The organism is Mesorhizobium sp. WSM1343 (genome assembly GCF_055901535.1).
This window is the reverse complement of sequence record NZ_CM148370.1, coordinates 1,327,164-1,345,176: the sequence shown is the minus strand read 5'-3', so window position 1 is coordinate 1,345,176 and position 18,013 is coordinate 1,327,164. Positions and strand designations below refer to the sequence as shown.

Here is an 18,013-nt window from a genome sequence, read left to right as displayed (position 1 = left end):
AATCCAACCATCTTCGCCCGGCATAGGCGAAACGCGGGACCCGAAGAACCATGAATGAAGCAACGCCCCCCAATCGCTGTCGCATCGTGCTGATCGCGCCGCCCGGCGTGCCGGCGGCCCGTATTGTCGCGGCATTCGATGGTGGCGATGTCGCTTCGCTGATCCTGCCCGAGAACGGCATGGATGAAGCCTCGTTCCAGGCTTTCGCCGAACGGATCGTGCCGGCAGCGCAAGCCGCCGGCGTTGCTGTCATCATCGCCGGCGACACCCGCATAGCCGGCCGCGTCCAGGCCGACGGCATCCATGTCGAAGTCTCCAAGGCCGAACTCGCCGAGACGATCGAACATTTCCAGGCAAAGATGACGGTCGGCACCGGAGGCGCCAAGACGCGTGACGACGCGCTCGAGCTTGGCGAGACGCGGCCAGACTACATTTTCTTCGGCCGCTTCGGCTACGACAACAAGCCCGAACCGCACCCGCGCAACCTGTCGCTCGGCGCATGGTGGGCGGACATGATCCAGATCCCTTGCATCGTCATGGCCGGATCCGACATCGCCTCGGTCGAAGCCGTGGGCGCCACCGGCGCTGAATTCGTGGCGCTGTCGAGCGCCGTGTTCGCCGACGGCACCGACCCCAGGACAGCGGTCGCCACCGCCAACGCGCTGCTCGACGAGACTGCGCCGCGTTTCGAGGACTGAAATGTCATCGGCGACGCTTCCCCTCCAGGCTCTGCTTGCGGTGCTGATGGTCCAGGCGGCGGCCGCGGAGACCATCCCCTTGCCGCAGCCCAAGCCGGAAATCGGCGTCCACACCGATAAGCCGATCGACAAGCCGTTGCCGCAGCCCGCCACCACGGCCGAGCCTGCGCCGCTGCCGTCGGCCGACGCCGTCAATCCCGACCGCTTCGGCGCAAAACCCGCCGACGCGGCCTATGGCGCCTTCCAGCGCGGCCTCTACAAGACAGCTTACAATCTGGCATTGGTCCGGGCGCAAAACGGCGACCCGGCGGCGCAGACCCTGGTGGCCGAGATCCTGTCGCGAGGTCTCGGTGTACCGGTCAATTCGGCGCAGGCGGCGAAATGGTACGCCTTGGCCGCCGAACAGGGTGTGCCGGAATCGCAGTTCCAGTATGCGCTGATGCTGCTCGACGGCCGCTATGTCAAAAAGGATGGAAAAGAGGCCTACGCCCTGATGCAGGCCGCAGCCGAAGCCGGCAACCGGCTGGCGCAATTCAATTTCGCGCAGATGCTGGTCCAGCAGGACCCCGGCGACGCCGGTATGGCCAAGGCGGTCTCCTACTATGAACGCGCCGCTGCGACCGGCCTCGCGGACGCGCAATATGCAATGTCGCAGATCTACGCCAACGGTGTCGGCGGCAAGCCACGCGACGATGCCCAGGCAAGGCGCCTGCTGGCGCAGGCCGCAAGGCAGAACTACGACACCGCGCAAATCGATCTCGCCGCCTGGATGATCGAAGGCCGCGGCGGCGCGCGCGACCTGAAATCCGCCTTCGGCTGGATGAAGCAGGCGGCGGAGGGCGGCAATGTTGCCGCCCAGAACCGCCTGGCCAAGCTCTATATGCAAGGCATCGGCACCGATCCGGACCTGGTCCTTGCCGGTGCCTGGTACATCATTGCCCGCCGCGCCGGCCTCATCGATCCGCAGATGGACGACTTCCTGCAGGGGCTGGACGACGACCAGACCAAGCAGGCGCTGCAGAAGGCCAACCGGCTGCCTTGACGGCGGCCCGCGCGGTCATTGCGAGTGTCACCTCGGCTGCCCTCGCCTGGCACCAACCTGCCCGCTCCCTTGCCTCTTCTGGCGATTTGTGGTCTTGGGAGCCCGAAATCGCTTTCCCAGCGAATATCCCTTACCGACGGCGTGGCCGTAGGCATCATTCCGGATCATCTCATCATGGCCAAGATCAATGGCAACGAAATCCGTCCCGGCTATGTCATCGAGCATGATGGCGGCCTTTGGGTGGCGGTCAGGACCAACACCGTCAAGCCTGGCAAGGGCGGCGCCTACAATCAGGTCGAACTGAAGAACCTCATCAACGGCACCAAGCTCAACGAGCGCTTCCGCTCGGCCGAGACGGTCGAACAGATCCGGCTCGACCTGAAGGATTTTTCCTTCCTCTACGCGCAGGAAGACGCCCTGGTGTTCATGGACACCCAGAGCTACGAGCAGCTCGAATTGAACAAGGACTTCGTCGGCGATCGCGCCGCCTTCCTGCAGGACGGCATGATGGTAACGGTCCAACTCTACGAAGAGCGGCCGATCGGCATTTCGCTGCCCGACTATGTGACGCTGACCATCACCGAGGCCGACCCGGTGGTGAAGGGCCAGACGGCGGCATCGTCCTACAAGCCGGCGATCCTGGAGAACGGCATCCGCGTCCTGGTGCCGCCCTTCATCGGCGCCGGCGAACGCATCATCGTCGACACCAACGAAATCACTTACGTGCGCCGCGCCGACTGACGCATGTCCCCCAACAGTGGCCCGGGTCCGGGTCACCGACATGCATCGAGGCAGAATTTAAAGCGCAGCACCGGGAAAAAGCACTATGGCACGCTCAGCCCTTCTCAACGTCATGGTCCAGGCCGCAATGAAGGCCGGCCGCTCGCTGTCGCGCGACTTCGGCGAAGTGCAGAACCTGCAGGTCTCGATGAAGGGCCCCGGCGACTATGTCAGCCAGGCCGACCGCAAGGCCGAGGACATCGTCTTCGCCGAACTGTCCAAGGCACGGCCCGGCTATTCCTTCCTGATGGAGGAGCGCGGCGTGGTCGAAGGCGACGACGGCCAGCATCGCTGGATAATCGACCCGCTCGACGGCACCACCAATTTCCTGCACGGCATTCCGCTCTTTGCCGTTTCGATCGCGCTGGAGCGCCAGGGCCAGATCGTTGCCGGCGTCATCTACAATCCGGCGATGGACGAACTCTACACCTGCGAACGCGGCGGCGGCGCCTTCATGAACGACCGCCGCTTGCGCGTCGCCGGCCGCATCAAGCTGGTCGACACGGTCATCGGCTGCGGCATGCCGCATCTCGGCCGCGGCCACCACGGCAATTTCCTCGTCGAGCTGCGCAACGTCATGGCCGAGGTTTCCGGCGTCCGCCGCCTCGGCTCCGCATCGCTCGATCTCGCCTATGTCGCTGCCGGCCGCATGGATGGCTTCTGGGAAACCGGCCTGTCTGCCTGGGACATCGCCGCCGGGCTGCTTTTGATCCGCGAGGCGGGCGGCTTCGTCTCCGACATGGATGGCGGCCAGGACATGCTCGACAACGGTTCGGTCGTCGCCGGCAACGAGATCATCCAGCGCGCTTTGCTCAAGGTCGTGAAGAAGCCGCTCTCCTCTCGTTGACAGCCACGGCGCTGATACGCCGCAGTCGCAAAACCGCAACGGAAGCTTGAAATACTGGCCGGCATGCGCCCAGATTGGAGGGCGCGGCGCAGGAACCCGGCTTAGTGAGAGACAACGAACCCTACCCCGATATCCCCTTCATCGGACGCTGGCACTATTCGCGTGCCGAGATGATCGCCGACGGTATCGTCCACGCGGTCGGCATCGTGCTGGCGATATCTGCCGGTTCCGCGCTGCTGGCGCTGGCGGCGTTTCGTGTCGGACCCGGCGAATACATCGCCGCCGCCTTCTACGTGGTTTCGCTGCTCACCGTGCTCTCGGTGTCGATGACCTACAATCTGTGGCCGGTCTCGTCGCCGGCAAAATGGGTGTTGCGGCGTTTCGACCACGCCGCGATCTATCTGCTGATCGCCGCGACCTATACGCCTTTCCTGGCGCAGCTCGAAGGCTCGCCGCTGGCGCGCTGGATGATCGTGCTGGTCTGGACCGCGGCAGCGCTGGGCATTGCCGTCAAGGTGTTCTTTCCCGGCCGTTTCGACCGGCTGGCGATCGGCTTCTATCTCGCCATTGGCTGGAGCGGCATCATCCTGGTCAAGCCGCTTGTCCAGACGCTGCCGACGACATCGATAGCGCTGATCGTTGCCGGCGGCATCGTCTACTCCTGCGGCGTCATCTTCTTCGCCTGGAAGGGGCTGCGCTTCCACAATGCGCTGTGGCACGGTTTCGTCGTCACCGGCGCCAGCCTGCATCTGGCCGCCATGGTCGACTGTCTGGTCATCAATCGCCTCTGACACTATCGACGCGGCAATATTGCCAAGCGCCATTCAATTTGGTCACAATTCCGTTTAGAGTCGCGGTTTACGTGATCGGCGGCGGCATCGGAAACGGGGCACGGATGGCTTTTCTCAGATCCTTCGGCATGGGCAGACGTTCTGATGTCCTGATCTACGACCCGCATAAATTATCGAGCCCGCAGGTCTTTCTGCTGACCATGGTGATCTTCCTGGTCATCGTCGCCTTCATCGCCGCCATCCTCACCCGACAGATCTCAACCGCCTTTGGCAGCAATCCCGGCCTCAATGGCCTGATCGTCGGCGTGCTGGTGGTCGGCATCCTTTTGGCCTTCGCCCAGGTCGGGCGACTGTTTCGCGAAGTGCGCTGGGTCAACTCCTTTCGTGCCGGCTCGGAGACGACAGAACCGGTGCTGCTAGCGCCGATGAAGGCGATGATCGGCCGCTCCTCGGCGACGGCCTTCTCGACCAGTTCGATGCGCACCATGCTCGATTCCATCGCCACCCGCCTCGACGAAAGCCGCGACACCTCGCGCTATCTCGTCGGCCTGCTGGTGTTCCTCGGCCTGCTCGGCACCTTCTGGGGACTGTTGAACACGATCGGCTCGATCCGCGAGACCATCGAATCGCTCGATCCCGGCACCGGTGACGCCGCCGCAGTGCTCGATTCCCTGAAGCAGGGGCTTTCGGCGCCGCTGGCCGGCATGGGCACCGCCTTCTCGTCCTCGCTGTTCGGCCTCTCCGGCTCGCTGGTGCTCGGCTTCCTCGACCTGCAGGCCGGCCGCGCCCAGACGCGCTTCTACACCGAACTGGAAAACTGGCTTTCCTCGGTCACCGACCTGTCGTCGGACATCGTCGTCGCCGACCCGGCCAAAACCGAATCCTCCGACGAGATCCGGGTGCTGTCGGAACGGCTGCGCTCGATGCAGGAGAATGGCGGCGGCTCCAACCCGCGCGTCGCCACCGCCATGGCCAATCTCGCCGACGGCATTTCCGGCCTGGTCAAGAATATGCGCTCGGAACAGCAGATCATGCGCGACTGGGTCGAGGCCCAGTCCGACGAGCAGAAGGCGATGCGCAACACGCTGGAAAAGATCGCCGATGCCCTGAAGAAGCCCGGAGTGCACTGACGTGGCACTCGCCAGGGGCCGGCGCACCGATCGCCGCATCGACTACTGGCCCGGCTTCGTCGACGCGCTGTCGACGCTGCTTTTGGCGATCATGTTCCTGCTCACGGTCTTCGTGCTGGCGCAGTTCCTGCTGGGACGCGAAATCTCCGGCAAGGATACGGCGCTCTCGCGCCTCAACTCGCAGATCAACGAACTGACCCAACTGCTGGCGCTGGAGCGCTCGACGGCGCAGGACAAGGATGATTCACTGGCCAATCTGCAGGCGTCGCTGTCGGCCGCGCAAGCGGAAAAGAGCCGGCTCGAACGATTGCTGGCGCAAGGTGCCGGTGCCGGCGACGCCGCCAATCAGCGTGCAGCGGCGCTCGGCGGCGAACTCGACAGCCAGCGCCAGATCAGCCAGCAGGCGCTGAGCCAGGTCGAGATCCTCAACCAGCAGATCGCGGCACTGCGCAAGCAGATCGGCGCGCTTGAGGATGCGCTCAACGTCTCCGAAATCCGCGACCGCGATTCCAACACCAAGATCGCCGATCTCGGCCGCCGCCTCAACGTCGCGCTGGCGCAGCGCGTGCAGGAGTTGAACCGCTACCGCTCCGACTTCTTCGGCCGTTTGCGCGAAATCCTCGCCGACCGCGAGAACATCCGCATCGTCGGCGACCGCTTCGTCTTCCAGTCGGAAGTGCTGTTCCCGACCGGCTCTGAGGTGATCAACGATGCCGGCAAGGTCGAGATGAAGAAACTCGCCGACGCCATCATCGAGTTGCAGAAGGAAATCCCGCCCGAGATCAACTGGGTGCTGCGCGTCGACGGCCATACCGACAACAAGCCGCTCTCCGGCACCGGCCGCTACCGCGACAATTGGGAACTGTCGACGGCGCGTTCGACCTCGGTGGTGAAATTTCTGATCGAGAACGGCGTGCCGGCCAACCGCCTGGTCGCGGCAGGCTTCGGTGAGTTCCAGCCCCTCGATCCCGCCGACACCGAAGAGGCGCGCAACAAGAACCGCCGTATTGAACTGAAGCTCACCGAACGTTGATCCAAAATCACGCGAACTTGTTCGCCGGTTCAACCTTAGGGCGCAGACGGAGGCCGGCAAGGCCTGAAAAGATTATCTTTTTTTAATTACACATTGTCGCAGGGCGGTCCTAGCCTGCCGCCCGGGCCGAGAACCGCCGGCGATGAATCCCCCCTCATCGCGACGCGACGGAACCGGACGGCCCAAGGCTGGAAGGCAGGCGGACAACCGCCGCCTCCCTCTACAAGAGGAGACGCGTGATGCGCTCTTTTACTCCCAAGACCTCGCTTAGAACTGCAACACTCACGGCGCTCCTCATCGCCGTTCCGCTTGCCGGCGCCTATGCCGCGGGCCATCACAAGGGCGCTCTCGACGCGACCGATCCAACCGATATGACTGGCCCGCGTGTCGAGGCGCTTATCCAACAGGTGCAGGGCGTCCGGCAGGGCATCGTGGACGCAAGACAGGCCAACAACATCACCCCGGCTGTGGCGGAACGCCTGGAAATGCGCACGGCCCACATCAGTCAGGCGGCAGAGAAAGTCGCCGCCTCCGATCACGGCAGGATACCGGCCGCGCAATACCATGATCTGCTGCGCCGTCTCGACAATGTCGACCAGCGGCTGATGATCGACACCGGCAGCGGCTTCATGATCGGCGACGGCGCCGACGGCGGCAATTACCCGAACGGCTGAGGCCATAGCGCCCGAAACGGTCCAAGAGGAAGGAACCGCCTGGCGCCTTCGAAAGCGATCCCGCGGGCGCCCTTTTTTTTTACCAGCCGAGCCACACCGCGATCAGGGCAACCACCGCCGGCACGGTCTGGATGAACAGGATCTTGCGCCCGACCGTTGCCGCGCCATAGAGGCCGGCAATGGCCACGCAAGCCAGAAAGAAGACCTTGACCTGGAAACCGGCCGCACCAAGGTATAGCCCCCAGATCAGGCCGGCGGCGAGGAACCCGTTATAGAGTCCCTGATTGGCCGCGAGCACTTTCGAGGCACTGGCGAATTCCGGGGTCAGGTTGAAAGCCTTGTGCCCGCGCGGCGTGTCCCACAGCACCATCTCCAGATAGACGATGTAGGCATGGATCAAGGCCACCAGCCCGACCAGGATGTTGCCGATCATTTTTTTCCCCCTTGATGTGTTGCCGGCAGCATTTCATGCGCGGCCTCGCCTGCGCAAGGTGCATTTGCCGGACGGCATCCGAGGGTTGCCAACGCTTTTGCGTTGGTGTCTTTTCGCGCGTCCCAATCACGGAAGTCGCCATGTCCTTTCAGAAACTCGACGACCTCGGTCACAAGCTCGAAGCGCTCGAGCATGCGCTGGCCATCCTCGGTGCCGATGAGGCCACGCACATGGCCGTCGGCGGCGGCGAGAAGCGTGCCGAGGCGATGTCGGCACTGGCCGGCATGTATCACACCAGGGCAACGGCGCCCGAGATAGCAGACTGGATCGCCGCGGCCGAACAGGAAGCGCTGGGCGAGGAGCAGCGCGCCGCCGTCTCGGAACTGCGGCGGCAATACACCAACCTGACCTGCCTGCCGGTCGAATTCGTCGAACGCCAGACGACCGCGCGCATGCGTTGCGAGCAGCTGTGGCGCGGCCTGCGCGCCAAGAACGACTGGGCAGGCTTCCAGCCGGCGCTGGAGGGCGTCGTGGCGCTGGTGCGCGAGGAGGCGACGCTGCGTGCCGATGTGCTCGGCCTGGCCCCCTATGACGCGCTGATGGAGCAGTACGACCCCGGCAACCGCACCGCCGACATCACGCCTGTGTTCAGCGACCTGAAGGCTTTTCTGAAAAGTTTCGTGCCGGAGGCGCTGGCGATCCAGGATGCACGGCAGCGCAAGCGCCCGCTGAAGCCGCTTTCGGGCACCTATGCGATCGATCGGCAGCGCGAGCTCGGCCTTGCCATGATGACGGCAGTCGGCTTCGACCTGACGCATGGGTCGCTGTCGGTGTCGCACCACCCTTTCTGCGGCGGCGTGCCGAGCGACGTGCGTATCACCACCCGCTACAAGACGTCCGACTTCCTGTCGGCGCTGATGGGCGTGCTGCACGAGACCGGCCATGCGCTCTACGAACAGAACCTGCCCAAGGCATGGTCGCACTGGCCGCTCGGCAAAGCGCGCGGCATGGCCGTGCATGAAAGCCAGAGCCTGTTCGTCGAGAAGCAGCTAGGCCGCAACCCGGCCTTCTGGCGCTGGGCGCTGCCAGTGGTTGAAAAGCATCTCGGCGAAGCCTGGTCGCTCGACGACATCCTGCCGCACGTGCATCGCGTCGGACGCGGCCTGATCCGGGTCGATGCCGACGAGGTGACCTATCCCCTGCATGTCATCCTGCGCTACGAACTGGAACAGGAACTCGTCTCGGCCCGGCTGGAGGTGGCCGATCTGCCCGAAGCCTGGGACGCCAAGATGCGCGACTATCTCGGCCTTTCCACCATCGACAACCCAGCCGACGGGCCAATGCAGGACGTGCATTGGCCCGGGGCAGCTTTCGGCTACTTCCCCTCCTACACGCTGGGCGCGATGATGGCGGCACAGCAATGGGCGGCGCTGACGCGGGAGCATCCTGCCGCCGACGAGGATCTCGCCAAAGGCAATTTCGAGGCGATCAACGACTGGCGCCGCCAAAAAATCTGGTCACAGGGGTCACGCTGGTCGACGCCGGACCTGCTCGAACGCGCCACAGGCGAAAAGCTCAACGCCACCTATTTCGTGAACCATCTGAAACAGCGCTATGGAGCCGCATAGCGGCTGTCGCCACAGCGCCAGATCTGCCTATTCCGCCGCGCCCCTGAAAGCACTGGCGCCGGTTTCGAACTGCAGCTTGGCCAGCCGTGCATAGATGCCGCCCTTGGCGACAAGGCTTTGATGCGTGCCTTCCTCGACGATCGAGCCGCCATCCATGACCAGGATCCTGTCGGCCTTCAGCACCGTTGCCAGGCGGTGGGCGATGACGATCGTGGTGCGGCCCTGCATCAGCCGTTCCAATGCCGTCTGCACCAGCGTTTCGCTTTCGGCGTCGAGTGCCGAGGTGGCCTCGTCGAGCAACAGGATCGGCGCGTCGCGCAAGATGGCACGGGCGATCGCAACCCGCTGGCGCTGACCGCCTGACAGCGTCACGCCGCGCTCGCCGACTTGGCTGTCATAGCCTTTTTCCAGCTTGAGGATGAATTCATCGGCAAGTGCATCCTTCGCCGCCGTCTCGATTTCGGCCTTGCTGGCTCCCGGCCGGCCGAAACCGATATTGTCACGCGCGCTTGCCGCGAAAATGGTGACGTCCTGCGGCACGATGGCGATGCGCTGGCGGACCGAAACGGGATCGGCCTCGCGCACATCGACGCCGTCGATCAGGATCTTGCCTGTTTCGGGATCGTAAAAACGCAGGATCAGCGAAAACACCGTGCTCTTGCCGGCCCCTGACGGCCCGACGATCGCCACCGTCTCGCCCGGCATGACCTGAAAGCTTAAGCCGTGCACGGCGGCGCGGTCGGGCCTTGCCGGGTAGGAGAAGGAGATATTGTCGAAGACGATCGCGCCCTTGGCGACGGCCGGCAGCGGCTTCGGATCGGCGGGAGCCTGGATCGCCGGCTTCTCGGCCAGGATCTCGGTCAGCCGTTCGGCAGCACCCGCCGCTTGCGCAAGTTCGCCCCACACTTCCGACAGCGCGCCCAGCGCGCCGGCGGCGAACACCGAATAGAGCAGGAACTGGCCGAGCGTGCCTGGCGATATCGAGCCTTCGAGCACGTCGCGCGAGCCGAACCACAGCACCGCCACGACGGACGAGAAGATGGTGAAAATGGCGAAGAAGGTTAAGAAGGAGCGCGCGAAGATCGAGGAGCGTGCCGCCTCGAAAGCAGCTTCCACCGCAGCCGAGAAATGCCCGGTGACCAGCTTCTCATTGGTGAAGGCCTGCAGCGTGCGCACCGCGCCGATCTGCTCGCTGGCATAGGCGGTGGCATCGGCCAGCGTATCCTGCGCCTGGCGTGATTTGCGCCGCACCGAACGGCCGAAGGCGACCAGCGGCAGCACGATCACGGGTATTGCCGCGATGACCAGGCCGGACAGTTTCGGGCTGGTGATGACCATCATCCCCACCGCGCCAAGGCCGAGGATGACATTGCGCAGCGCCACCGAGGCCGTCGCTCCGACCGCCGACTTGACCTGCGTCGTGTCGGCGGCAAGCCGCGACACGATCTCGCCCGACTGGGCGGTGTCGAAGAAGGCAGGCGACAGCGTCGTCACATGGGCAAACACATCGCGCCTGATATCGGCGACGACGCGCTCGCCCAGCGTGATGACGAAATAGTAGCGGCCGGCCGATGCTGCCGCCAGCAGGGCGGCCATAGCCACCAGCGCTGCGAAATATTCGGCAATGAAGGTCGTGCTGGACGACGAGAAGCCATGATCGATCATGCGACGCACCGCCAGCGGCAGCGCCAGCGTGGTTGCCGCCGCGATAACCAGCGAGATAATGGCGCCGACGACCAGCGTGCGGTAGTGCGTGATGTAGGGGAACAGGCGCTTGAGCGGCTTGAGCGAACGCCGGCGCTCGTCTGCGCTGGTGATTTGCGCCATCCCGATGTTTCCTCCAGCCGTCCTTGGGGTCTGCGCCTCAATATGCGCTTGCCGCGGCCTTGTGATTCAATTCCGGCTGATGTATAGGCTCGCCGACCGTTTTAGAAGCCGTGGCTCCTCAATAGCTGCGGCTTCGAGTTTTAAAAAGGGGCGCATCGACGCAGGCTTATGCCCGTCGGCAGCGCCGGCAAGCCAGGAACCGAACCATGAAGACCGACATCCATCCCGATTACCACACCATCAAGGTCGTCATGACCGACGGCACCGAATACACGACCCGTTCGACCTGGGGCAAGGAAGGCGATACGATGAACCTCGATATCGACCCGACCACCCACCCGGCTTGGACCGGCGGCCAGCAGACCCTGCTCGACCGCGGCGGCCGCCTGTCGAAGTTCAAGAAGCGTTTCGAAGGTTTCGGCATCTAATTGCATGTCGCCCAAAAGTGCGAAGCGGTTTTGGGATAACGACTTGCATCAAGTAAGAACTTAAGCCAAACGAGCTTTCACAGATCGAAAACCCGCCCTTGTGGCGGGTTTTTTGTTGCGGCGCGGTCCTACTCGGCCAGCAATTCCCTTAACGCCATGCGCTTGTAGGCGGCGACCAGCCTGTCGCCCTCCTGCCGCTCAACCGAGATCGCCAGCCGCATGGCGGCCTCGCCCATCTGCCAGACCAGAAACGCCGTGGTTTCCAGTGTCGCCGGATCGGCTGCCGGCCGCAGCCGTTTCAGCACCGCGCTGAGGAATTCGGCGTTGGCACGGCTGTCGGCGAGTTCGAGCTGGCGCAGCGCCTTGTCAGCCTGCGTGCCCGACCAGATGTCGCGGATCACCGGCTCGGCCAGGAACAGCCGGTAATAGATGTCGACCAACTCTGAAAACGCGGACTGCAGGCCTTCGGCGTCGCTGATGCCAGCCAGTGCTGCCGAAATGCAGGACTGGCTTTCGGCGGTGTAGCGCTCGGCCAGCGCCCAGATGATCGCCCGCTTGTCCGGAAAGAACTGATAGAGCGACCCGATCGACACCCCAGCGCGCTCCGCCACCTCACCCATGCGCATGGCATCGCTGCCTTGCTCGGCGATCAGCGCCGAGGCAGCCGCCAGCATGCGCTCGACCCGCTCGCGGCTGCGCTGCTGGCTCGGCGCCCGACGCGGTGAAGCAGCCTGCTGCTGTGCGGAAACGGGGGTTGCCGCGTCTTCCATACCTGACTCCAAATGCCGCCAAAATCACTTGACTCGAAAAATACGAGGGTTTATCACGTTTTGCAAATGTGAGGATTAATCACGTTTATGCGGAGGAAAGCACAATGGGCATCTGGAGCAACTGACATGATCGCGAAACTTCTTCCCACTCTCATCTTCATTGCCGCACTTGGCTCAGGCGTCGTCGGCGGCGTCTTCTTTGCTTTCTCCAGCTTCGTCATGCCGGGCCTCGCCCGCATGCCAGCCGCAAGCGGCATTGCCGCGATGAATTCCATCAACGTCACAGCGGTGACGCCGCTGTTCATGACAGCACTGTTCGGCACGGCTCTCTTCTGCATCGTTGTCGCCATCGGTGCGGTGATCGGCTGGAACCAGCCAGGCTCGCTCTGGCTGGTTGCCGGCAGCCTGCTCTATCTCATCGGCATCGTGGTGGTGACGATGATCTTCAACGTCCCGCTCAACGATGCGCTCGCCGCCCTCGATCCGGCCAGCAGCAATGGCGCAAGCCTGTGGTCGCGCTACCTCAACGAGTGGGTGATGTGGAACCATGTCCGCACCATCAGCGGCATAGCCGCGCTGGCATCCTTCTGGTTCGCCGCGCGTTGAAAAGGATGGATGGAGCCACCGATGAAGGATCAATATTCGAATATGGCCTTCGGCATGGCAATCGGCGTTGGTGTCGGCGCCGCGGTCGGCACCGCTCTGGATGACCTTCCGATGGGCGTCGCCGTGGGTATTGCGATTGGCGCCGCCTTCGGAGCGTGGCGACGCAAGTGACGGCAGCGCCGGCGGCCTCTACGCCTTTGTCTTCCGATCGGAATGACCGAGGTCGCGGTCCGGATCAATGACATCGCGGACCAGTTGCTTCAGCTTGGCCGCGTCCGGAAAACCGCCGTCGCGCTTGCGATCCCAGACAAGCACGTCATTGCAGGAAATGGTGAAGATGCCGCCGGTGCCCGGCACCAGCGTCACCTCGCCAAGGTCCGTGCCGAAGGTCGACAGCAGCTCCTGCGCCATCCAGCCGGCGCGCAGCAGCCACTGGCACTGCGTGCAATAGGTGATGCGGATGGCGGGGAGGATCTGCTCGCTCATGCCGGGCTGAGCTCCGCTCATGCCGGGCTGAGCTCCGCTCATGCCGCGCTGAGCTTGGCCATGGTCTCGTCGTCGACTTCGAAGTTGGCGTAGACGCTCTGCACGTCGTCGTCGTCCTCGAGCGTGGCGACCAGTTTCATCAGCGACTGTGCCCGCTCCTCGTCGACCGGAACGTTGTTCTGAGGCCGCCAGATCAGCTTCACCGATTCTGCCTCGCCGAGCGAGGTTTCCAGAGCCTTCGACACCTCACCGAGATTCTCGAAGGCGCAATAGATGGTGTGGCCTTCCTCGTCGGTTTCCACGTCGTCGGCGCCGGCTTCGATTGCCGCTTCCATGACCTTGTCGGCGCTGCCGGCCGATGCCGGATAATAGATCTCGCCGACGCGGTCCCACATGAAGGAAACCGAGCCCGTTTCCCCCATCGCACCGCCGGCCTTGGTGAAGGCAGCACGCACATTGGACGCCGAGCGGTTGCGGTTGTCGGTCAGCGCCTCGACAATGACGGCGACGCCGCCCGGGCCATAGCCCTCATAGCGCACGGCTTCGTAATTCTCGGCATCGCCCATCGAGGCCTTGTTGACGGCGCGCTGGATGTTGTCCTTCGGCATCGACACCGCCTTGGCGTTCTGGATCGCCAGCCGCAAGCGCGGGTTCATCGATGGATCGGGCGTCCCGCTTTTAGCGGCGACGGTGATTTCGCGCGCCAGCTTGGAAAACATTTTAGACCGCACCGCATCCTGGCGGCCCTTGCGGTGCATGATGTTCTTGAACTGTGAATGGCCAGCCATGGCACCCCTGTCGTCTTCTCGGCTAGAGCATCGCGAAGCGAAGTGATCTGACCTCGTCTGCCGCAATGCCCGAATTCAAAATTTCAGAGCGTCCCAGGTGCACCTCTTGGAAGCACGGCGTTCTCTGTCGGAATGGCCGGCTTATAGATAAATCGGCTCAATTCGTCCAGCCGCACCGCGCACGGGACGCGCGCCATGGGCTGCAGCAAGCATTCACGCCTCCAGATCGGATTTCAGCCGGTCGATGATGCTGAGCGCATGGCCGGCATACTGGCTGATCCAGCGGTCGTGGATCTGCTTGATCGGCAGCGCGTTGAGATGGTTCCAGCGCTCGCGGCCGTCGCGCCGCGCAACGATTAGGTCGGCCTCCTCCAGCACCTTCAGATGCAGCATGACCGTGCAGCGATCGATATCGGGAAAGGCCTCGCACAGCATGCCGGTCGTCTTCGGCGCGTCCTTCAGCTGATCCAGCATTTCGCGCCGGCGCGGATGCGCCAGCGCCTTGAAAACATTGTCGTCTTGCGATCTGCTTGACATGTTATGTTTATATAACATATCTTTGGACCGATCAAGGGAAGGAGCTGTGGATATGTCACTTGGATTCAGTGTTTCCGGACGCATCGGCAAGCCGGTCGCCGACGTCTTCGACGCAGTCGTCAATCCGAAGAAACTGAGCGGCTATTTCACCACGATCGGCGGCGCCAGCGCCCCGCTGGAAGCCGGCGCCGGCGTCGTCTGGTGGGGCAAGGTGCCGGTTGAGGTCGACGAAGTGGTCAAGGACCGCCGCATCGTGCTGCGCTGGGATGCCACCGATGAGGACGGCAAGCCGGCCTACAAAACCCGCATCGAGATGAACTTCGAACCGCTGGACGATGGTGGCACCTTCGTCACCATCGCCGAGAGCGGCTGGCAGGAAGGCGCGGTCGGCCTGAAGAAGTCCTACCTCAATTGCGAGGGCTGGTCGCAGATGCTGGCCTGCATGAAGGCCTATGTCGAGTACGGCATCAATTTGCGCGACGGCTACTACCGCAGCGAGATGAAAGGCGAACCCGCCAACGAGACCAATATCTGACCATTAGGAGCATTCCATGGACATCCACGAAAAACCGACCGCCGAAGCCGGCATGCTGATCCGGCGGCCTGTCGCCGAAGTGTTCGAGGCCTTCATCGACCCGGCCATCACAACAAAATTCTGGTTTACCCATGGCAGCGGCCGGCTGGACAGCGGCGAGCAGATCCACTGGGAATGGCGCATGTACGGCGTCTCGACGACGGTCGACGTCAGCGAGATCGTTCCGAACGAAAAGATCGTCATGCAGTGGAGCGATCCACCGACCACCGTGGTCTGGACTTTCACCGAAATGCCTGGCGAGACAACTTTTCTCGAGGTTCGCAATTTTGGCTTCGCCGGCGATGGCGACGGGCAGGTGAAAGAGGCCGTCGGCTCAACCGGCGGCTTCACGCTGGTGCTGGCCGGTGCCAAGGCGTGGCTGGAACAAGGCCTGACGCTCGGCCTGATCGGCGACCGTCACCCGAAGGGCGTGCCGGCTAACTGAACCGGCGGGCTTGGGATCGCCGCTTTTCCTGCTCGCGACGAGCTTGAGCCCAATTCTCGGCCGGAGCTTCCGGAATGTCCAAGATATCGATCTCGCTGTCAGGCAATTCAGCCAGCTGGCCAACTGATCGCGCTGATTCTGGCTAAGGTCCCTGCTGCTCTTGCCTCAATGCCCGCCGCCCGGCTTCTTGCGCCGCCGCGCCAGCATGTTGAGCCCCTCGACCAATGCCGAAAAGCCCATCGCCGCATAGATGTAGCCCTTGGGCACATGGTAGCCCATGCCGTCGGCGATCAGTGTCATGCCGATCATCAAAAGGAAGCCCAGCGCCAGCATGACAATGCTCGGGTTCTTGGCGATGAAGTTGGCCAGCGGCCCGGCCGCCAGCATCATCACGCTCACCGCCACGATCACGGCGATGTACATGATGGCGATCTCGTCGGTCATGCCGACGGCGGTGATGATCGAATCGATCGAGAAGACCAGGTCGAGCAGCAGGATCTGGAAGATCGCGCCGGCAAGGCTGATCTGCAGCGTCTCGCCCATCATCGTATCCTTGTGGTCGTCGGGATCGACCGTGTGATGGATCTCCTTGGTCGCCTTCCAGACCAGGAACAGACCGCCGGCGATCAGGATCAGGTCGCGCCAGGAAAAACCGTGACCGAAGGCCGTGAACACCGGTGTGGTCAGCTGGACGATGATCGAAATGGTGGCCAGCAGCACCAGCCGCATGATCAGCGCCGCCGAGATGCCGAGCCGGCGGGCGCGGGCCCGTTGTGCTTCCGGCAGCTTGTTGGTCAGGATCGAGATGAAGATCAGATTGTCGATGCCGAGCACGACCTCGAGCACAATCAGCGTCAGCAGCGCGACCCAGGCGGTTGGATCGGACACAAATTGAAAATGCGGCGCCAGGAATTCGATGAGCTGCATGGAGGTCGTCCCCTCTTTTAACGATCTAGAGCAGTGTCGCCGGCAGTTAGGTACTAAGCGTGCCTATATCAATGTCATGACCAAAAGGACGGTGCGGTTTCCTCCAGCCGCGGGCCGCGACGAAACGGCGCGATCCGCTCGGTCAGCCCGGTGCGGTCGGAAATATCGACGCCGACGCCGCACAAGGTCGCCGGTCCGGTCGCCGCTTCGAAGCGGCCTTTCGGCACTTTCGACAGGAACCGATTGAGCGGCTCCTCCTTGTCCATGCCGAGCGAGGAATCATAGTCGCCGCACATGCCGGCGTCGGACATATAACCGGTGCCGCCATTGAGGATCTGGTGATCGCCGGTCGGCTGGTGGGTATGGGTGCCGACGACGAGGCTGGCACGGCCGTCGACGAAATGCGCGAAGCACATCTTTTCCGAGGTCGCCTCGGCGTGGAAGTCGATGATCACCGCATCCGCCTGCTCGCCGAGCGGACAGGCGGCAAGCTCGCGTTCGCCGGCCTGGAAGGGATCGTCGAGTTCGGGATGCATGAACACCCGGCCCATAATGTTGGCGACCAGCACGCGCGCGCCGCTCCTGGCGATGTAGACGCCGGAGCCGCGCCCGGGCGTGCCCTTGGGAAAGTTCGAGGGGCGCAGGAAGCGCTCTTCGCGCGGCGCGAAGGCTAGTGCGTCGCGCTGGTCCCAGACATGGTTGCCGGTTGTGACGACATCCGCACCGGCCGCGATCGTCTCGCGAAAGATATCTTCGGTGATGCCGAAGCCGCCGGCGGCGTTCTCACCGTTGACGATGACGAAATCGAGTTTGAAGTCGGAGATCAAGCCGGGCAGTTGTTCCCACACCGCCGTCCGTCCTGTCTTTCCAACCATGTCACCGAGGAAGAGAAGTCTCATATGATCCCGCACCGAAGGTCAGCGAAGCAAAAGCTGCATGACGTCTGTGAAAGATCATGCGTCCTTTTATCTACAATTTTGACGCGAAGCGGCGCAACCCGCTCTCGGTCAGTATTTCCGGAATGACGACGTCATGTTCCTCATCCGGCACCATTGCCACCTCCTGGCAGTCGAAGGCGATGCCGACCAGCCGCGGCGGCTGTCCCTTGTCGATCAGCTTGGCGATGGCGCGGTCGTAATAGCCGGCACCATAGCCGATGCGATGGCCGCGCGCATCGAAGGCGGCGAGCGGCACCAGCATCACCGAGGGGTCGAGCACTTCTGCTTCTTCATGCGGGCCGACCGTGCCGAAACCCATCTCGACCATCGGCGCGCCGCGCACCAGTTCGCGAAAGACGATCGTGGTTTTGTCGAGAATGGCCGGCAGGCAAAGCCGCGCGCCCCTTTCGCGCAAGGCAAACATCAGCGGCCTGACGTCGACTTCCGAGCGCATCGGCCAGAAGCCGGAAACGATCTGGCCCGGCTCAATGTGGAGGTGATCGCGTGCCGTCTCTGCCATTTCAAGCGCGACCTCCACCCGCCAGAATTCGTCGAGCGCATCGCGGCGTCCGAGGGCCTCGCGGCGAAGCTGCTTTTTGAGGTCTTTGAGAGAGGTCATGCAGTCAGGGTA

General features: G+C 63.4%; 23 protein-coding genes. 14 read left to right on the top strand and 9 right to left on the bottom strand.

Features of this window, described 5'->3' with window-relative positions; genetic code table 11:
* The first annotated feature begins 50 nt into the window (after positions 1 to 50).
* The 8 genes from AC0NIL_RS06460 (at position 51) to AC0NIL_RS06425 (ending at position 6,995) form a co-directional block, all read left to right on the top strand.
* Complete coding sequence (locus AC0NIL_RS06460) at positions 51 to 698, top strand: thiamine phosphate synthase (protein ID WP_473572951.1); 648 nt, start codon at positions 51 to 53, stop codon at positions 696 to 698.
* Between the two features lies 1 nt (position 699).
* Positions 700 to 1,740, top strand: coding sequence for a tetratricopeptide repeat protein (locus tag AC0NIL_RS06455; RefSeq protein ID WP_013529128.1), 1,041 nt, complete (start codon positions 700 to 702; stop codon positions 1,738 to 1,740).
* A gap of 174 nt (positions 1,741 to 1,914) precedes the next feature.
* The gene (efp, locus tag AC0NIL_RS06450) at positions 1,915 to 2,481 is read left to right on the top strand and encodes an elongation factor P (RefSeq protein ID WP_013529127.1); all 567 of its coding nucleotides are present in this window, start codon (positions 1,915 to 1,917) and stop codon (positions 2,479 to 2,481) included.
* Between the two features lie 85 nt (positions 2,482 to 2,566).
* Positions 2,567 to 3,367: an inositol monophosphatase family protein gene (locus AC0NIL_RS06445; protein WP_224674595.1), complete on the top strand. Its 801-nt coding sequence runs from the start codon at positions 2,567 to 2,569 to the stop codon at positions 3,365 to 3,367.
* Between the two features lie 104 nt (positions 3,368 to 3,471).
* Positions 3,472 to 4,158, top strand: coding sequence for a PAQR family membrane homeostasis protein TrhA (gene trhA, locus AC0NIL_RS06440; protein ID WP_063170358.1), 687 nt, complete (start codon positions 3,472 to 3,474; stop codon positions 4,156 to 4,158).
* Between the two features lie 104 nt (positions 4,159 to 4,262).
* The gene (locus tag AC0NIL_RS06435; protein WP_027037204.1) at positions 4,263 to 5,288 is read left to right on the top strand and encodes a MotA/TolQ/ExbB proton channel family protein; all 1,026 of its coding nucleotides are present in this window, start codon (positions 4,263 to 4,265) and stop codon (positions 5,286 to 5,288) included.
* A 1-nt stretch (position 5,289) separates the two neighbouring features.
* On the top strand, positions 5,290 to 6,321 hold the full coding sequence (locus AC0NIL_RS06430; RefSeq protein WP_013529123.1) for a peptidoglycan -binding protein: 1,032 nt from the start codon (positions 5,290 to 5,292) through the stop codon (positions 6,319 to 6,321).
* 239 nt (positions 6,322 to 6,560) lie between these two features.
* A complete protein-coding gene (locus AC0NIL_RS06425) occupies positions 6,561 to 6,995 on the top strand; it encodes a hypothetical protein (RefSeq protein ID WP_027162534.1) in 435 nt (144 codons plus the stop codon).
* Between the two features lie 79 nt (positions 6,996 to 7,074).
* Here the strand turns inward: AC0NIL_RS06425 and AC0NIL_RS06420 are convergent, their stop codons facing one another.
* Positions 7,075 to 7,428, bottom strand: a complete 354-nt coding sequence (locus AC0NIL_RS06420) for a DUF1304 domain-containing protein (protein WP_473572949.1) — start codon at positions 7,426 to 7,428, stop codon at positions 7,075 to 7,077.
* 140 nt (positions 7,429 to 7,568) lie between these two features.
* Here AC0NIL_RS06420 and AC0NIL_RS06415 point away from each other — a divergent pair, with 140 nt between their 5' ends.
* Positions 7,569 to 9,056 carry a carboxypeptidase M32 gene (locus tag AC0NIL_RS06415; protein ID WP_473572947.1) on the top strand — a complete coding sequence of 496 codons (1,488 nt, stop codon included), beginning with the start codon at positions 7,569 to 7,571 and terminating at the stop codon, positions 9,054 to 9,056.
* Between the two features lie 27 nt (positions 9,057 to 9,083).
* On the opposite strand, the gene AC0NIL_RS06410 is transcribed toward AC0NIL_RS06415, so the two are convergent.
* Positions 9,084 to 10,883, bottom strand: a complete 1,800-nt coding sequence (locus AC0NIL_RS06410; protein WP_224674598.1) for an ABC transporter transmembrane domain-containing protein — start codon at positions 10,881 to 10,883, stop codon at positions 9,084 to 9,086.
* Between the two features lie 206 nt (positions 10,884 to 11,089).
* On the opposite strand from AC0NIL_RS06410, the gene rpmE reads away from it, so the two are divergent.
* Entirely contained in the window at positions 11,090 to 11,311 is a 222-nt protein-coding gene (rpmE, locus tag AC0NIL_RS06405; protein ID WP_013529118.1) for a 50S ribosomal protein L31, read from the top strand.
* Between the two features lie 128 nt (positions 11,312 to 11,439).
* On the opposite strand, the gene AC0NIL_RS06400 is transcribed toward rpmE, so the two are convergent.
* Complete coding sequence (locus AC0NIL_RS06400; RefSeq protein WP_224674599.1) at positions 11,440 to 12,081, bottom strand: TetR/AcrR family transcriptional regulator; 642 nt, start codon at positions 12,079 to 12,081, stop codon at positions 11,440 to 11,442.
* A gap of 126 nt (positions 12,082 to 12,207) precedes the next feature.
* Here AC0NIL_RS06400 and AC0NIL_RS06395 point away from each other — a divergent pair, with 126 nt between their 5' ends.
* Both AC0NIL_RS06395 and AC0NIL_RS06390 read left to right on the top strand, forming a co-directional pair.
* Positions 12,208 to 12,687 carry an anthrone oxygenase family protein gene (locus tag AC0NIL_RS06395; protein ID WP_473572946.1) on the top strand — a complete coding sequence of 160 codons (480 nt, stop codon included), beginning with the start codon at positions 12,208 to 12,210 and terminating at the stop codon, positions 12,685 to 12,687.
* A 42-nt stretch (positions 12,688 to 12,729) separates the two neighbouring features.
* The gene (locus AC0NIL_RS06390; RefSeq protein ID WP_474048769.1) at positions 12,730 to 12,858 is read left to right on the top strand and encodes a glycine zipper domain-containing protein; all 129 of its coding nucleotides are present in this window, start codon (positions 12,730 to 12,732) and stop codon (positions 12,856 to 12,858) included.
* Between the two features lie 18 nt (positions 12,859 to 12,876).
* On the opposite strand, the gene AC0NIL_RS06385 is transcribed toward AC0NIL_RS06390, so the two are convergent.
* The 3 genes from AC0NIL_RS06385 to AC0NIL_RS06375 form a co-directional block, all read right to left on the bottom strand.
* Positions 12,877 to 13,173, bottom strand: coding sequence for an Rdx family protein (locus AC0NIL_RS06385; RefSeq protein ID WP_127218697.1), 297 nt, complete (start codon positions 13,171 to 13,173; stop codon positions 12,877 to 12,879).
* 38 nt (positions 13,174 to 13,211) lie between these two features.
* Positions 13,212 to 13,961: a YebC/PmpR family DNA-binding transcriptional regulator gene (locus AC0NIL_RS06380; protein ID WP_013529113.1), complete on the bottom strand. Its 750-nt coding sequence runs from the start codon at positions 13,959 to 13,961 to the stop codon at positions 13,212 to 13,214.
* Positions 13,962 to 14,174: 213 nt separating this feature from the next.
* Positions 14,175 to 14,498: an ArsR/SmtB family transcription factor gene (locus AC0NIL_RS06375; protein ID WP_024502907.1), complete on the bottom strand. Its 324-nt coding sequence runs from the start codon at positions 14,496 to 14,498 to the stop codon at positions 14,175 to 14,177.
* A 52-nt stretch (positions 14,499 to 14,550) separates the two neighbouring features.
* Between AC0NIL_RS06375 and AC0NIL_RS06370 the strand changes: the two genes are divergently transcribed.
* Positions 14,551 to 15,033 (top strand): SRPBCC domain-containing protein, encoded by a 483-nt coding sequence (locus tag AC0NIL_RS06370; RefSeq protein ID WP_013529111.1) that lies wholly within the window; start codon positions 14,551 to 14,553, stop codon positions 15,031 to 15,033.
* Between the two features lie 16 nt (positions 15,034 to 15,049).
* Positions 15,050 to 15,517: an SRPBCC family protein gene (locus tag AC0NIL_RS06365; RefSeq protein WP_473572944.1), complete on the top strand. Its 468-nt coding sequence runs from the start codon at positions 15,050 to 15,052 to the stop codon at positions 15,515 to 15,517.
* Between the two features lie 165 nt (positions 15,518 to 15,682).
* On the opposite strand, the gene AC0NIL_RS06360 is transcribed toward AC0NIL_RS06365, so the two are convergent.
* From AC0NIL_RS06360 to AC0NIL_RS06350, 3 genes are all read right to left on the bottom strand, one after another.
* Positions 15,683 to 16,444 (bottom strand): TerC family protein, encoded by a 762-nt coding sequence (locus AC0NIL_RS06360; RefSeq protein WP_013529109.1) that lies wholly within the window; start codon positions 16,442 to 16,444, stop codon positions 15,683 to 15,685.
* Positions 16,445 to 16,518: 74 nt separating this feature from the next.
* Entirely contained in the window at positions 16,519 to 17,343 is an 825-nt protein-coding gene (locus tag AC0NIL_RS06355; protein WP_024502904.1) for a TIGR00282 family metallophosphoesterase, read from the bottom strand.
* A gap of 70 nt (positions 17,344 to 17,413) precedes the next feature.
* Positions 17,414 to 18,001, bottom strand: a complete 588-nt coding sequence (locus AC0NIL_RS06350; protein ID WP_024502903.1) for a 5-formyltetrahydrofolate cyclo-ligase — start codon at positions 17,999 to 18,001, stop codon at positions 17,414 to 17,416.
* Between the last annotated feature and the right edge of the window lie 12 nt (positions 18,002 to 18,013).